Source organism: Bacillus sp. FSL R5-0523, from assembly GCF_037975295.1.
GTDB lineage: Bacteria > Bacillota > Bacilli > Bacillales > Bacillaceae > Bacillus > Bacillus subtilis.
Genome location: NZ_CP150251.1, coordinates 843,121 through 859,416, shown reverse-complemented (window position 1 = coordinate 859,416; position 16,296 = coordinate 843,121). Strand labels below are relative to the sequence as shown.

The window sequence follows — 16,296 nt, the reverse complement described above, 5'->3', positions numbered from 1 at the left end:
GAATTTTGTTTGTTATGGCTTCCACCTTTTTTCGTATGCTTGGTCATCACGATATCCCCCCGACTTCTTTTTGAACCGAAGTTCGTTTATAGGGTGCGCTAATGGTAGGGATTTTCATCAGGAAGCTTTTTACGTTTATGTAAAAGAGCGTTGATTTCTCCGCCTAGGATAATTAAAATGCCGCTCAAGTAAAACCAAATCATCAGAACGATGATTCCCCCGATGCTCCCGTAAGTGGCGCTATAGTTCGCAAACGTGCTGACGTAAAATGAAAACAATGTGCTGACAACGATCCAGCCGATGGTCGCAAAGACCGCACCCGGCATGACAAACCGGAGAGACAGCTTTTTGTTCGGCGCAATCACATACAGCGCGGAAAAAACAATCAAAAGCACAAGCGGGCTGACACCCCAGCGAATGGCGACCCAGACGGATAAAAACAGATCCGACGCGCCGACAAAGTCAGAAGCGAGCCTTCCAATCTCCCGGCCAAATACCGGCAGAAGCAAAGCCACTAAAATCGTAAATACCATGGCAATCGTCAAAAAAATCGAGGTAAGACGAACAATGATAAAAGAGCGGTTTTCTTCCACATCATACGCGTGGTTCAGCGACCGGACGATCGCGTTCATTCCATTAGACGCAGACCATAATGCGGCGATAATCCCGAATGACAGCAAACCGCCATTTCGATTATTTAAGGTTTGATGGGTAATGGATTCAACGAGAGACATCGCACTGGCGGGAGCATATTGTTCTATGACTCCTAAAACATCATCAGTAGAAAGCGGAAGATACGCGGTGAGCGTCAGCATAAAAATCAAAAACGGAAACAGTGACAATAGAAAAAAATACGCCAGCTCCGCTGATTTACTTTGTCCTTCATGAAGGGTGTATCTGCTGAAAAGCTCTTTCAAAAAACTCATGTCGTCTCACCTCGCATGTTTGATCATTTTTTTGAAAAATGCTCTTTCGTTTCTTGCACGAGTTCCATCACTTGCGGCGTTGTTTTCTTCAGCTCTTTCACCTGCTGGTTCACAAAGTCGACTTCCTTTGAAAGCGTTTGGGCGAGCTTTTTGGCCTCATCCACTTTTGTGATGACAGTGTTTTTTAAAAGCTCCGGATTGCTTTTGTACAGTGAAAGTTTATGCTTGCATGTCAGCCATCTCATGCCGCACGCCTGTCTTGTCGGCTTATGGAGCAGTGATAACGCCGCACCTGCCGCAGCTCCGAGAAATATCCCTTTCAGCATTAAACGTTCGTTGTTCATGCAAATTCTCCTTTCACTCACAATTGTTTTTCTTTTTGAATAGACGCAAGCAGATGCTCACAGCCCGATTTGATTAATTGGCAAACTTCTTCAAAATTCCCTGTGTAGTAAGGATCGGGAACGTCGGCAAGATCTGAATCTTCAACAAAGTCCAAAAGCCTTTTGATATGCGAGGTGTTTTTAAATCCCGCCATGCTTCTGAGACTTCCGATATTTTCTGCATCCATTGCAATGATGTAATCAAAATCGTCCAGATCCTGTTCGCTGACTTGACGCGCCAGCATGCCATCAAAGCTGATTCCTTCTCTGCGCAATATCTCCTGCGTTCCCTCATGCGGCGGATTGCCGATGTGCCAGCCGCCGATTCCTGCTGAGTCCGCCTTAATTTTCCCCTCTAATCCTTTTTTGGCTGCCAGGTCCCGAAAAATCGCTTCCGCCATCGGAGACCGGCAAATGTTTCCTAAACAAACAAATAACACGCTTATCATGTTGTGCAACCTCCCTATTCTTTGCCCCTATTTCTCTAAAGAGAAACCTTCATGAATATCTTAGTAGGATGTTCATTTCCTTTTCAACTGATGTCTTCACTTTTTTGGAATGAAAAGCCTGCTTTTAGAATAGGGTTTTTTTCTGATGGAATTCTGTTAGAATAAAACATACCTATATTGCGCATAGAAAGGATGGAACCATTTGTCCAGCCCAAATACAGAAACATTAACTCAGATGATTGAAGAGATTTCCCAAAAGCTGAACATGCTGAACGTCGGCGTAATCAAAGCGGAGGATTTCAGTGATGAGAAGATTGAAGACCTCACGTACCTTCACAGCATGGTGATGAGAAAAGAATCATTCAGCCCAAGTGAAATGCAGGCGATTGCTCAAGAATTAGCCTCGCTTCGTAAATAATGGAGACTGGCCGAAACTCGGCGAGTCTTTTTTATCATTTCCCCAAACCAATTTTCCTTAGAACAGTAAACAGCAAAGTGTTCGAATAAGATTTGAAGGAGTACAAGCATGCAAACGACATCTATCAAAACAGCATCCGGAATGTATATCAACTACTTCTTTCTGGGGATGGTCAACATCATTCTCGCATCCAATATGTCCTCATTAACAAAACAGTGGAATACCGATCCGACCGGCATCAGTTATGTCATTGCCGCTATCGGGTTTGGCAAACTGCTGACATACGGCATTTCCGGCGTTCTATCAGATAAAATCGGCAGAAAGCCGCTTGTTGTCGCTTCTGCGGGAATTATGGCCGTCTTTTTAGTCGGTATTCCTTTATCATCGAGCTATGAGCTGGCGTTTGTGTTCGCCTTATTAGCCGGAGTCGCAAATTCAGCGATGGATGCCGGAACATATCCGGCCCTAACCGAGCTCTTTCCGTCTGCTTCCGGTTCGGCGAATGTCTTGGTCAAAGCCTTTATGTCTGTCGGGGCCGCACTTTTGCCGCTTTTGATCACATTTTTAGCAGACCACAGCATGTTTTACGGATTTGCTTTTTATCTGCCGGCAGCGGTCTATCTCCTGAATATTATTTATTTATCAACGCTTTCGTTTCCTAAAAAACATAAGAAACCAACGAATAGCGGCCAACTGGAATCTCCCGTTTTCTTGTCTGAACCCGTTTTTCAGAAAGAAGGCACTGCACTGATTATCATCGGTTTTACATCCACGGCTTTATTTACGGTTTCTCAAATCTGGCTCCCGAGCTACGCACAAAAGGCAGCCGGTTTAGCTGAATCAGCATCCGTTCAATTGCTGAGCTATTATAGTATAGGATCTCTGGCATCTGTTTTATTATTAGCCGTTTTGCTGAACAGATGGGTCAAACCTGTCTTCATAACGCTCTTATATCCTATTATTACTTTATGTACGCTCGCAGTCATGCTGACCGTTCACATCCCAGTTGTGCTGGACATCACTGCCTTTTTCTTAGGCTTTTCAACTGCGGGTGTGTTTCAAATTACCATTACGTTAATGACAGAGCTTTTCTGGAAGCGAAAAGGAACCGTTACCGGTATTGTAGCGACCGCTTCAAGTCTTGCATCGATTCTGCTGCCGATTGCAACAGGGCTTATCGCAAAAGCGGGGGGCATCGCTCATATTTTCATATTCGACTTCGGCATTGCGGTCATCGGAACGGCTGCAGCTGCTTTCTTGTATTACAGGTACAAGAAACTGACAGGTGCTCAAGCCTAAGCAACAAAAAAACGGACGCCCAAGAGCGTCCGTTTTTTCTTATTTCTCAAGCAATGCCAATGACTCGCGGTTAAATGCCGGTATATCGTCCGGTGTGCGGCTAGTGACCAATTGATCCTGGCAAACAACCACTTCCTTGTCCACAACGTCGGCACCGGCGTTTTCCATGTCAACACGAATGGACGTATAGCCCGTCGCTTTTCGGCCGTCGAGCGCTTTCGCATTGATTAAAAGCTGCGGGCCGTGGCAAATGGCGAATACCGGCTTTTTGTCAGTCATAAACGCTTTTGTAAATTGGACGAAACGATCGTCAGCGCGAAGCTGGTCTGGTGAAAATCCTCCGGGAATCAAAAGCGCATCAAAGTCTGAAGGGTTTACGTCGTCAATGGACGCGTCAACCGTCACTTCCGCTTTTCCCTGCTTGCCTTTTACTGTTTTTCCTTTTTCATTTTCGATGACAGTCAGTTCATGTCCCGCTTCTTTAAAAGCTTTCGCAGGCTCAGTGTACTCGCTGTCCTCAAAATAATCTGTTAAAACCACTGCAATTTTTTTTCCCATGATTCATAACCTCCCGCTTTATATGTCTACATAAAACACTCTACCCCAGCCACACTAAAATAAACATTCCGCGATTGTGATAAACGATAAGCATAAATACCCAGTATTTGTCGTTTGATACTGCTACATAATACTCATTTTTCTCCCTTTTACAATAATCATAAAGAAACACCTACAAATAGTTACAAAATATTCTTACAATAGGAGCTGTAACACAAATTTCGTTGAAAGGTGGAGAACTGGTGAGAATACAGAAAAGACGAACACACGTCGAAAACATTCTCCGTATTCTTTTGCCCCCAATTATGATACTTAGCCTAATCCTCCCAACACCACCCATTCATGCAGAAGAAAGCGCGGCTCCTCTGGTGCATCTGAGTATTTTGGCTACGACTGATATTCATGCCAACATGATGGATTACGATTACTACAGCGACAAAGAAACGGCGGATTTCGGTCTGGCGAGAACAGCGCAATTGATCCAAAAGCACCGCGAGCAAAACCCTAACACCCTTCTTGTGGATAACGGCGACTTGATTCAAGGGAATCCGCTGGGTGAATACGCGGTGAAATATCAAAAAGACGATATTATCTCCGGCGCGAAAACCCATCCGATTATCAGCGTCATGAATGCGCTGAAATACGACGCCGGAACGCTTGGCAATCATGAATTCAACTACGGGCTCGACTTTCTCGACGGCACAATCAAAGGAGCCGATTTCCCGATTGTAAATGCCAACGTCAAAACAACTAGCGGCGAAAACCGTTATACGCCGTATGTGATTAATGAAAAAACCCTCATTGATGAAAACGGTAATGAGCAGAAAGTAAAAGTCGGTTACATAGGCTTTGTCCCGCCGCAAATCATGACATGGGACAAAAAGAATCTCGAGGGGCAGGTTCAGGTGCAGGATATCGTAGAGTCCGCCAATGAAACGATCCCGAAAATGAAGGCGGAAGGCGCAGATGTCATTATTGCCCTCGCCCACACCGGCATTGAAAAGCAGTCACAATCATCAGGTGCAGAAAACGCCGTGTTTGACCTTGCCACCAAAACGAAAGGCATTGACGCGATTATCTCGGGCCATCAGCACGGACTCTTTCCTTCCGCGGAGTATGCGGGTGTTGCTCAATTCGACGTGGAAAAGGGAACAATTAACGGCATTCCTGTCGTCATGCCAAGCAGCTGGGGCAAATATTTAGGCGTGATTGACCTCAAGCTTGAAAAGGCGGACGGCTCATGGAAGGTAGCAGATTCCAAAGGAAGTATTGAATCTATTGCTGGCAACGTCACATCAAGAAACGAAACCGTTACAAACACCATTCAGCAAACACACCAAAACACACTGGAGTATGTCCGAAAGCCAGTCGGCAAAACCGAAGCAGATATTAACAGCTTCTTTGCACAGGTCAAAGATGATCCTTCCATTCAGATCGTGACTGACGCGCAAAAATGGTATGCCGAAAAAGAAATGAAGGATACCGAGTACAAGAACCTGCCGATTTTATCCGCTGGAGCGCCGTTTAAAGCAGGCGGCAGAAATGGAGCCAATTACTATACAAACATTCCAGCCGGAGATCTTGCGATTAAAAATGTCGGTGACTTGTACCTTTACGATAATACTGTTCAAATCGTCAAGCTGACAGGCAGCGAAGTGAAGGACTGGCTGGAGATGTCAGCAGGCCAATTCAATCAAATTGATCCAGCCAAAGGCGGCGATCAGGCCTTGCTGAACGAGAATTTCCGCTCCTATAATTTTGATGTGATTGACGGTGTCACATATCAGGTCGATGTGACAAAACCGGCTAAATACAATGAGAACGGAAAAGTGATCAATGCGGATTCATCCCGTATCATCAATCTTTCCTATGAAGGCAAGCCGATCAGCCCAAGCCAGGAATTTCTCGTAGTCACCAATAACTATCGTGCGTCCGGAGGCGGCGGGTTCCCTCATCTGACGAGCGATAAAATTGTCCACGGCTCTGCAGTTGAAAACAGGCAGGTGCTGATGGATTACATTATTGAACAAAAAACAGTCAATCCAAAAGCAGACAACAACTGGTCAATCGCGCCTGTTTCCGGCACGAATCTGACGTTTGAATCCTCGCTTTTGGCCAAGTCATTTGCCGATAAAGCAGACGATGTCGCTTATGTAGGCAAGTCTGCGAATGAAGGCTATGGTGTGTATAAGCTGCAATTCGATGATGATTCAAATCCAGATCCTCCTAAAGACGGACTGTGGGATCTGACCGTCATGCACACCAATGATACGCACGCACATCTCGATGATGCAGCGAGACGAATGACGAAAATCAACGAAGTACGCAGCGAAACAAATCACAATATTCTCCTTGATGCGGGAGATGTGTTTTCCGGCGATCTGTATTTTACTAAATGGAACGGTTTGGCCGATCTGAAAATGATGAACATGATGGGCTATGACGCCATGACCTTCGGAAACCATGAATTTGACAAAGGCCCGACGGTGCTTTCTGATTTTCTAAGCGGAAACAGCGCAACCGTTGATCCGGCGAACCGCTATCACTTTGAAGCGCCGGAATTTCCGATTGTCAGTGCAAACGTAGATGTGTCAAATGAGCCCAAGCTGAAATCATTTGTCAAAAAGCCGCAAACCTTTACGGCAGGTGAAAAGAAAGAGGCCGGCATTCACCCTTACATTCTGTTAGACGTTGACGGGGAGAAAGTCGCCGTATTCGGCCTGACAACGGAAGATACGGCCACCACATCAAGCCCGGGCAAAAGCATCGTATTCAATGATGCCTTTGAAACAGCACAAAACACCGTCAAAGCGATTCAGGAAGAAGAACAGGTAAATAAAATTATTGCTTTAACCCACATCGGGCATAACCGGGATCTTGAGCTAGCCAAAAAAGTAAAAGGCATTGATTTGATCATCGGCGGACACACTCACACCCTCGTAGACAAAATGGAGGTCGTGAACAACGAAGAACCGACGATCGTGGCGCAGGCAAAAGAATACGGCCAATTCTTGGGGCGCGTTGATGTCGCGTTTGATGAAAATGGCGTTGTGCAAACAGACAAATCAAATCTGAGCGTGCTGCCAATTGATGAGCATACAGAAGAAAACGCAGAAGCAAAACAAGAGCTTGATCAGTTCAAAAGTGAATTAGAAGACGTAAAAAATGAAAAAGTCGGCTATACGGATGTGGCGCTTGACGGCCAGCGTGAGCATGTGCGCACGAAAGAAACGAATCTCGGAAACTTCATCGCGGACGGTATGCTGGCAAAAGCGAAAGAAGCAGCCGGCGCCAGAATAGCGATAACAAATGGCGGCGGCATCAGAGCCGGCATTGACAAAGGTGATATCACACTCGGCGAGGTGCTCAACGTGATGCCGTTCGGCAATACGCTTTACGTGGCCGATTTAACCGGAAAACAAATTAAAGAAGCCCTTGAACAAGGCCTAAGCAATGTGGAAAATGGCGGCGGCGCTTTCCCTCAGGTGGCCGGAATCGAATATACCTTTACATTAAACAACAAACCTGGACACCGTGTGTTAGAAGTGAAAATTGAATCGCCTAACGGAGACAAAGTTGCTATAAATACGGATGATACCTACCGCGTGGCAACAAATAATTTTGTTGGTGCCGGAGGAGACGGATATTCTGTCTTTACAGAAGCCTCCCATGGTGAAGACCTTGGCTACGTTGATTATGAGATTTTCACCGAACAGCTGAAAAAACTAGGAAACAAGGTCTCTCCTAAAGTTGAAGGACGGATCAAAGAAGTATTCCTGCCGACAAAGCAGAAGGACGGCAGCTGGACACTTGATGAAGACAAATTTGAGATTTACGCTAAAAATGCCAACACGCCGCTTGTCTATTACGGAACACATGAAGGATCACAAGAGAAGCCTATCAATCTCAAAGTAAAAAAAGATCAGGTCAAACTTTTGAAAGAAAGAGAGTCAGATCCTTCATTGACGGTGTTCAACTACTGGTACAGCATGAAGATGCCAATGGCGAACCTTAAAACTGCAGACACTGCAATCGGAATCAAGTCGACGGGAGAATTGAATGTGTCATTGGCAGATGTATATGACTTTACAGTAAAGCAAAAAGGAAAAGAAATAAAATCATTCAAGGAGCCCGTTCAGCTTTCGCTTCGCATGTTTGATATTGAAGAAGCCCATAACCCTGCCATTTATCATGTCGACAGGAAAAAGAAAGCTTTCACAAAGACAGATAACGGATCAGTTGACGATGATATGGTGACAGGATATACAAACCACTTCAGCGAATACACGATCTTAAATTCCGGTTCGAACAACAAACCGCCGGCATTCCCGTCCGACCAACCGACAGGCGGTGATGACGGCAATCATGGCGGCGGCTCCGACAAACCAGGCGGAAAACAGCCAACTGACGGAAACGGAGGAAATGATACGCCTCCTGGCACTCAACCGACTAACGGCTCTGGAGGAAACGGTTCGGGCGGATCAGGAACAGACGGTCCGGCTGGCGGCCTGCTTCCGGACACAGCCACATCCATGTACTCGATCCTGTTGGCCGGATTTCTTATCAGCGCACTCGGAACGGCAATGTACTTACATCAGAGGAGAAAACAGAATAGAGCGAATCAGGCATAAAAAAAGAGCTGCTCGCTAAGCGAGCAGCTTTCTTTTTTATACCCACTTCACAACATCTTCAACAGCAGATCTTGTTTTCGGACGAGGGTCTCTCACTCGGTAGCCAAATGCCACCATCACAGAAATATCGAAGCTTCCGTTTTCCAGAAGGCCTTCTTCTTCAAGAATACGGTGAATGTGATCGTACTGGAAGCCTTCGATCGGGCAGGAATCAACACCGATTTGCGCAGCGGCAGTCATCATGTTGCCAAGCGCGATATAGGTTTGTTTTGATGCCCAGTCAAACAATGTTCTGTCACTTTCAAGCAAATGCAAATCGTTTTTCTGGAATTCTTCTGTTTTGCTTAAATAGCCTTCGTACACGTCTTGAGGCATTTGTTTTACTTCTTTTAAATGACGTTTGATGTAGTCCGCATTATATTTGATATCCTTCGCTGTACGCGCAAGAATCAGGACGAAATGGCTTGCGGTCGGCAGCTGCTTTTGCGCGCCCCATGTGTATTCACGAAGCTTCTCGCGGAACTCCGGATTTTGGACGACGACAAATTTCCAAGGCTCAAGGCCGAGTGAGCTCGGAGACAGTCTTCCTGTTTCTAAAATAAATTCAAAATCGCTGTCTGACACTTTTTTATTCGGGTCAAATTCCTTAGTCGCATGCCTGAAATTGTATGCATCCAGAATTTGTGTCTTTAGATCTGCCATGTAAAACACCTCTCCTTTAGATTACTCTCATCTCTATTGTAGCCATTATGATAAAAAGTAAAAGTACGCACATTTTTGTTGGATAGTATCAATTTTGATACCAAACAAAAAAGCGCGCTGCCGCAGGCAGGCGCCTCTCTCATTTCCCCCGCCGCGCAAAATCAACAAATCGGAATTTGTCGAGACGGTGTCTGCTTTCCGTATATTGAAACAAACTGGTATCCTCCAAAAAGACGTAGTTTCTCACCACGACCATATGGTCATAGCCGCGTAAATCGAGCAGCTCTCTGTCCTCGTCCGTACACGGCTCGGCGACAATTTCTTTTTGGGCGTAACTGATCGAAAGACCGAGCTCTCCTTCTATATACTCATATATGGAGTTTTCACAAATTTCTTTCGTCAGGTGAGGGACATGCTTTCTGAAAAAGTAATCCTTGTCCAAAATCACATGTTCCCCGTCAATCTTTCTAGACCTGATGACTTCCCAGATGTCGTCATCCAGATTGGCCCGGAGCTGTTTTTGGATCAGCTCTGACGGAGGCTCCAGCCCGAATTTGTGTACAGTTGTTTTCGTTTCTTTGCCAAGCGTTTGCGCGAGCTCCTTGAAGCTGACAAGGCCCGAAACGGGAAACTGCATTTTTTCACGGTTGAGCACGACGGAGCCTTTTCCCCTGACTTTCTGGATATAACCGTTTTGCGCGAGCATATGAAGCGCCTTTCGGACCGTTTCTCTTGATGTACCGTACTGTGCGGTCAACTCATGTTCAGACGGAAGAATCTCCTCCGCTTTCCATCGGCCGCCTTCAATTTGCTGTGCGATGTCTTTATAAATTGTGATGAATTTATTCACCCTCATTTTGAACCACCCAGCTTAGTTTAACACGGTTTCGTTAAACGATAAACAATGGACTCATACGGGCGAAGCGTCATGTTCTGAAGCCCTTCCCTTGCTTCATCGTTCGTCAACAGCACCTCTGCCTTCCATTCGTCAGGCGCTAAAGAGTCCGGCAGTGTAAAGGCCGCCTCTGTCCCGTAAAAATTATTGATCACGAGCAGCTTTTCATTGCTGCCGTGTCTGAGATACGCAAAAATGTTCGGGTCATCCTTTGCGATTAACTCATACGTTCCCTCTGTCACAATGTCATACATTTTGCGAATCTGAATCAATTTTTGATAATGGTAAAACACCGAATTTTGATCCCTCAGCGCCGCTTCAGCATTGATTTCCCGGTAATTTCCTGCAACCGGTATCCATGGTGTGCCCGTTGTAAAACCGCCATTCTCCGTAGCATCCCACTGAACGGGGGTTCTGGAATTGTCACGGGATTTCGCCTGTAAAATGGCTGTGATCTCTTGATCAGCCATTCCTTTGTCCTTAAAGGCGTGATACATGTTCAGCGATTCGACATCCCGATAGGAGCTGATGTCAGTAAACTTCGGATTCGTCATCCCCAGCTCCTCGCCCTGATAAATATAAGGCGTGCCCTGCATCATATGAATGGCCGTAGCAAGCATTTTCGCCGATTTCACCCTATATGCGCCATCATCTCCATATCTTGATACAATGCGCGGCTGATCATGATTGCACCAGAACAGAGCGTTCCATCCCCCTCCTGCGTGCATCCCCGTTTGCCAGTCGGATAGGATCTCCTTCAGCTTCAAAAAGTCAAACGGCGCCAAAGCCCATTTTTCGCCGTTGGGATAGTCAACCTTGAGATGATGGAAGCTGAATGTCATATCAAGTTCTTTATTGTCAGGATTCGTATACCGGATACAGTGGTCTACGGTTGTTGAAGACATCTCACCGACCGTCATGCTGTCGTAATGCGAAAACACCTTTTCGTTCATTTCATGCAGAAATTCGTGCACACGCGGCCCGTCAGTGTAAAAAGAGCGGCCGTCGCCGCCGTCCTCCGCATTCGGAAAGCGCTGATCTTTAGAAATCAGGTTGATGACATCAAGCCTGAAGCCATCTATTCCCTTTTCAAACCAAAAATGCATCATGTCATAGACATGCTTTCTGACCTCTTCATTTTCCCAATTCAAATCAGCCTGCGTCACATCAAACAGATGCAAATAGTATTGGCCCGACGCTTCGTCAAGCTCCCATGCCGAGCCGCCGAATTTCGATTCCCAGTTCGTCGGAAGAGAACCGTTTTCCTGCGGGTTTTTCCATATATAAAAATCACGGTACGGGCTGTCTATTGAAGAGATCGCCTCGCGAAACCATTTGTGCTCTGTTGACGTATGATTGACAACAAGATCCATGACGACTTTCAGGTCTCTTTTATGTGCTTCGGACACTAGCCGCTCAAAGTCCTCCATCGTACCATATTCAGGATAAATCGAGTAATAGTCACGGATATCATACCCATTATCATGCTGAGGAGAATCATAAATCGGCGTCAGCCATAGCACATCCACTTGAAGTGTTTTTAAGTAATCCAGCTTTTCAATAATGCCGTTCAAATCGCCGACACCGTTTCCCGTCGTATCGTTAAAGCTTTTCGGATAAATTTGATAAACCACAGCTTTTTTCCACCATGGCGTTTGTTCTGTTTTCATCTGTTTCCACCACCATATTTAAATTGAAAATGGGAAAAGGGAACGTTCAACACGTCCCGCTCCCCATTTGTTATTTATGTTTGAATCTCGCATACGCGTATGTTCCGGCAAACGGCACGATCAATACAATAGCCATCCCGATTGCAAACGCGCCCCAGTACTGGCTCATGATTGAGAAAATCCCCGGCACGCCGCCGACACCAACGGAGCTTGCCAGCACACCTTGAGAAGAAATATACATTCCGGCCAGGCCAGAGCTGACCATTGCAATGATAAACGGGAATCTGTATCGCAGATTCACCCCAAAGATGGCAGGCTCTGTAATGCCAAGATAAGCAGAAATCCCTGATGTGAGGGAGAGGCCTTTTTGTTTCTCATCCTTCACGATAAACATCATGGCCAGAGCCGCCGAACCTTGTGCGATATTAGAAAGCGCCAGCATCGGCCATAAAAAGGTGCCGCCGAGCTTTGAACCGATGAGCTGAAGGTCGACTGCAAGAAACGTGTGATGCATACCGGTAATCACGAGCGCTGAGTAGAAACCGCCATATAACAGACCGCCCAGTGCAGCAAAAGAACCAAACACCGAGATAAGCCCTGAAGTCAGTACATTACCGATCGCAAATGTAATCGGGCCGATAATGATAAAAGAGGCAAATCCTGTTAAGAGAAGCGTAATTGGTGCGACAACGAGCAGCTGTATGCCCTCAGGTGTGCGTTTTGTTAAAAATACCTCAATCTTCGCCAGCATATAAGAAGCAAGCAAAATTGGGAGCACCTGGCCCTGATAGCCGACTTTCTGCACCTCTAGGCCGAATAGATTCCATCCCGGGATCTCTCCGCTTTGTTCTGCCGCGCCATATCCCCACGCATTCAGCAAATCAGGATGCACGAGCATAACCCCGAGCACGATGCCGAGAAGCGGATTGCCGCCGAACCGCTTGACGGCAGACCATCCGATTAACGCAGGCAAAAACGTAAAGGCCGTGCCTGCAATTAGGTTAATCATATTAGCAAGATCCGCCCACTGCGGATAAACCTGCACAATCGATTTTGTGCTAAAGAAAATGCCTTCCGCCGTTAAAATGTTATTGATCCCCATTAAAAGACCCGCCGTGACAATCGCAGGCAATATTGGAATAAAAATATCTGCAAGCGTTTTCACAGCACGCTGCAAAGGATTCATATTTTTTTCTGAGGCCTTCTTCACTTCATCCTTTGTTGACTCGCCAATCCCCGTTTCCTTAACCAGTTCAGCATATACTTTATTGACAGTTCCCTGGCCGATTACGACCTGAAACTGTCCGTTTGTCGAGAATGATCCCTTTACCACATCAATTTGATCAAGCATCTCTTGGTCAACCTTGCTTTCATCTATTAAAGCAAAACGCAAACGTGTAACACAATGAGTTGCCGCTGCAATATTTTCAGCACCGCCGACTGCTTCGACAATCTGACGTGCCGATTTGTTCAGTTCCCCCATGCCAACCCCTCCGTATCCGTTTTTATAACTTGTATATACAACTTATAATCATATTGTATTCCTGTATATACAGGTAGTCAACACTTTTTTATAGCGCTTTCATCCTAGTCTGGAATATATGAAACAGACAAGGTTACCCTAAAAGTCACAAGCACTTATTGAATATGACATTAAAAAGCAGGGTGAGCCTCTATGAATAAACGCGACAAAGCGCTTCAGCTCATCAAAGAGCTTGAAGACAATCAGGACAGACCGATCTCTCCCAATTTGAAGGAAAACCTCGAAAATCTGACCTTATTAACAGAAGGCTGCTCAGACATCGTATTTAGACAATTTGACTTTGGAAACGGGCTGTGCGGATTTATTGTTTATATCGAAGGAATTGTAAAATCTGAACATATTCAGGATCACGCCCTCCGCCCTTTCTTAATGCATTTGACGGATCAAATAGATGAACATGAAGAGGCGCTGCAAAATACACTATCAATTTCAAGTGTTGCATTAGAAACGAGTATGAGCAAAGTGGCTGCATCCATCATTGAGGGGAACGCGGTTTTATTTGCCGACGGGCACTCAAAAGGCCTGATCTTAAATATAAAAGGCGGACAAAGAAGAAGCATTGAAGAGCCGATAACAGAATCGACCATCAGAGGGTCAAGAGAGGGCTTCACTGAAAGCCTCAGGGTCAATACCGCTCTTGTGCGCTTTCGCGTCAAAACGTTTCAGCTTAAAATGATCTCGTTTAAAATCGGCACGAAAACCAAAACCGATGTTGTCTTGGCCTATATTGACGGGCTTGCCGATCCAAAGGTCATTGACAAAGTAAAAAAAAGAATCAAAAAGATAAAGATTGATGCTGTCTTAGAAAGCGGATATATTGAAGAGTTTATCGAAGACGACACGTACTCGCCATTCCCCCAGCTGCAATACACAGAAAGGCCGGACACTGTCGCCGCCCAGCTTCTCGAAGGCCGATTTGCCATTTTCACAGATAATACGCCCTTTGTCTTAACAGGCCCGATTACGTTTTGGCAGCTTATGCAGGCCAGTGAAGATTACTATGAGCGTTATTTGATGTCTAACTTAATCCGCTGGCTTCGCTATATGTTTTTATTCGTTGCTTTATATTTGCCGGCTATTTATGTTGCCGTTATTACATACCATCAGGACTTAATGCCGACAAACTTAATGTTCAGTGTGGCCTCCGCTCGTGAACCGATTCCTTTCCCCGCCATCATAGAAGCATTGATTATGGAAATTTCTTTTGAGGCTCTCCGTGAGGCGGGAGTGCGCCTGCCGAAAACCATCGGCCAGACCGTCAGTATTCTCGGGGCCCTAGTCATTGGGACAGCCGCTGTTGAAGCGGGAATTGTGTCTGCCCCCATGGTGATCATAGTATCGTTAACAGGGATCGCGTCATTCACAATTCCGCGGTTTAACTTAGCTATCTCCATCAGGATGCTTCGTTTCCCGCTTATGTTTTTGGCGAGTATTTTCGGGATTTTCGGCATTATGCTTGGCACGATTATCTTAGTGCTCCATTTATGCAAGCTGCAATCTTTCGGCATTCCTTATTTATCCGGGATTTCTCCGTTTAAACGAGATGAAGTAAAAGATATTTTTGTCAGGGCGCCTTGGTGGACGATGACCAGAAGGCCGGGCACGTATTCGCGCGGCAACGGACAGAAGGGAGCGAAAAGAGAGGACCCAAAAGATGAAGAAAACAATATATAAGTGTGTTTTGCCGCTTCTCATTTGTATCCTTCTAACGGGGTGCTGGGACCGGACAGAAATCAATGACATTGCATTTGTTGTCAGCTCAGCCATTGATAAGAAAAAAGATCAGTATCGAGTGGCCATGCAGATTCCCTTGGTCGGCCAATTAGGCGGACAAACAGGGGGCGGCGGCGGAACTGCCGGTTCAAAAACATGGTATGTTGATTCAGCTTCCGGCACTACGATCAGAGAAGCGAACAACAAGCTGCAAACCTCCTTGTCACGGACAATCAATACGTCCCACAGACGTACAGTCATTATTGGAGAGGATATGGCGAGAGACGGCGTTGCCCCAGTCTTTGATATTTTAACGCGAAATCCGCAGAACAGATTAACGGCGCTCATTTTAGTCAGCCGGGGAGAAGCGCGGGACATTTTAAACACCGATGTTCAGCTTGAACAGTTTCCGGCGGAAATGATTCGGGAGCTGGCCATTATCGCAACGAGCCGCCCCGTTTTTTTAAGCAGATTCATGTCTGATCTTGTAGAAATAGGCAGTGATCCGTATGCACCGGTCATCTCTGCATCTAAAACAAAACCTGGAGGGAAAGGCAAATCTAATTTGAAAATTGACGGGCTTGCGATCTTTAAAAAAGACAGATTGATGGATATTTTCAAAGATGAACACATGACAGCAGCCCTGATGTTGCTGAATCAAGCCCGCCAGCCAGAATTCGTAGTAGACCTGCCGAATCAAATGGGGCAAGCATCCATTCAGCTTCAAAAGTCCAATGCATCCTTTCATGCCGCTGAAAAAAACGGAAAGCTGTCAATGACAATCGAGATCAGAGCTAAAGGAATTATTATGGAAAACCAATCAACCTATGAGACGAGAGAAAATGACCAGTATTACATCATTCAAAAAGCATTAAACAGAACCATAAAGAAGGATGTGATCAGCACCGTTCATCGTTTGCAAAAGCTAAAGGCGGACCCGGCCGGCTTTCAAGACAGGACCATCAGAAGCACGGCAACCACGAAGAATCTGCTGAAAAAGGAATGGGAAGAGGTATATAAGGATATGGAGGTTCACGTCGTCCCAATTGTGACGATTGAGCAGGGCGGTGTCCTATACAAAACGATCAGCCATTAATGGAGGTGCGTCA

General features: G+C 45.8%; 13 protein-coding genes. 5 read left to right on the top strand and 8 right to left on the bottom strand.

Annotation, left to right across the window (positions count from 1 at the left end; translation table 11 throughout):
* Window positions 1–98 precede the first annotated feature (98 nt).
* Genes NYE53_RS04330 through yfkJ form a run of 3 tightly spaced genes read right to left on the bottom strand, consistent with a single transcriptional unit; the run spans window position 99 to window position 1,758 of the window.
* Window positions 99–926 carry a YihY family inner membrane protein gene (locus tag NYE53_RS04330; protein ID WP_339247469.1) on the bottom strand — a complete coding sequence of 276 codons (828 nt, stop codon included), beginning with the start codon at window positions 924–926 and terminating at the stop codon, window positions 99–101.
* A gap of 23 nt (window positions 927–949) precedes the next feature.
* Window positions 950–1,270: a hypothetical protein gene (locus NYE53_RS04325; protein ID WP_003233665.1), complete on the bottom strand. Its 321-nt coding sequence runs from the start codon at window positions 1,268–1,270 to the stop codon at window positions 950–952.
* Window positions 1,271–1,287: 17 nt separating this feature from the next.
* On the bottom strand, window positions 1,288–1,758 hold the full coding sequence (gene yfkJ / locus NYE53_RS04320; protein WP_251188080.1) for a protein-tyrosine-phosphatase: 471 nt from the start codon (window positions 1,756–1,758) through the stop codon (window positions 1,288–1,290).
* Between the two features lie 202 nt (window positions 1,759–1,960).
* Between yfkJ and NYE53_RS04315 the strand changes: the two genes are divergently transcribed.
* Window positions 1,961–2,176, top strand: a complete 216-nt coding sequence (locus NYE53_RS04315) for a DUF1128 domain-containing protein (RefSeq protein WP_015715504.1) — start codon at window positions 1,961–1,963, stop codon at window positions 2,174–2,176.
* A 108-nt stretch (window positions 2,177–2,284) separates the two neighbouring features.
* Window positions 2,285–3,475: an MFS transporter gene (locus NYE53_RS04310; protein ID WP_251188079.1), complete on the top strand. Its 1,191-nt coding sequence runs from the start codon at window positions 2,285–2,287 to the stop codon at window positions 3,473–3,475.
* Between the two features lie 39 nt (window positions 3,476–3,514).
* Here NYE53_RS04310 and yfkM read toward each other — a convergent pair whose 3' ends face one another.
* A complete protein-coding gene (yfkM, locus tag NYE53_RS04305; protein ID WP_003233673.1) occupies window positions 3,515–4,033 on the bottom strand; it encodes a general stress protein 18 in 519 nt (172 codons plus the stop codon).
* A 242-nt stretch (window positions 4,034–4,275) separates the two neighbouring features.
* On the opposite strand from yfkM, the gene NYE53_RS04300 reads away from it, so the two are divergent.
* Window positions 4,276–8,664, top strand: a complete 4,389-nt coding sequence (locus NYE53_RS04300) for a multifunctional 2',3'-cyclic-nucleotide 2'-phosphodiesterase/3'-nucleotidase/5'-nucleotidase (RefSeq protein ID WP_339247463.1) — start codon at window positions 4,276–4,278, stop codon at window positions 8,662–8,664.
* A gap of 36 nt (window positions 8,665–8,700) precedes the next feature.
* On the opposite strand, the gene NYE53_RS04295 is transcribed toward NYE53_RS04300, so the two are convergent.
* The 4 genes from NYE53_RS04295 to treP all read right to left on the bottom strand — a co-directional run bounded on the left by NYE53_RS04295 (window position 8,701) and on the right by treP (window position 13,414).
* Window positions 8,701–9,366, bottom strand: a complete 666-nt coding sequence (locus NYE53_RS04295) for an NAD(P)H-dependent oxidoreductase (RefSeq protein ID WP_003243096.1) — start codon at window positions 9,364–9,366, stop codon at window positions 8,701–8,703.
* A gap of 139 nt (window positions 9,367–9,505) precedes the next feature.
* Complete coding sequence (gene treR / locus NYE53_RS04290) at window positions 9,506–10,222, bottom strand: trehalose operon repressor (protein WP_339247460.1); 717 nt, start codon at window positions 10,220–10,222, stop codon at window positions 9,506–9,508.
* 20 nt (window positions 10,223–10,242) lie between these two features.
* On the bottom strand, window positions 10,243–11,931 hold the full coding sequence (gene treC, locus NYE53_RS04285; RefSeq protein WP_339247459.1) for an alpha,alpha-phosphotrehalase: 1,689 nt from the start codon (window positions 11,929–11,931) through the stop codon (window positions 10,243–10,245).
* A gap of 70 nt (window positions 11,932–12,001) precedes the next feature.
* Complete coding sequence (gene treP / locus NYE53_RS04280; protein ID WP_336155700.1) at window positions 12,002–13,414, bottom strand: PTS system trehalose-specific EIIBC component; 1,413 nt, start codon at window positions 13,412–13,414, stop codon at window positions 12,002–12,004.
* 192 nt (window positions 13,415–13,606) lie between these two features.
* Between treP and NYE53_RS04275 the strand changes: the two genes are divergently transcribed.
* Window positions 13,607–15,148 (top strand): spore germination protein, encoded by a 1,542-nt coding sequence (locus tag NYE53_RS04275; RefSeq protein ID WP_336155699.1) that lies wholly within the window; start codon window positions 13,607–13,609, stop codon window positions 15,146–15,148.
* A complete protein-coding gene (locus NYE53_RS04270) occupies window positions 15,129–16,283 on the top strand; it encodes a Ger(x)C family spore germination protein (protein ID WP_336155698.1) in 1,155 nt (384 codons plus the stop codon). The genes NYE53_RS04275 and NYE53_RS04270 overlap by 20 nt, the downstream gene beginning before the upstream one ends.
* Window positions 16,284–16,296 lie beyond the last annotated feature (13 nt).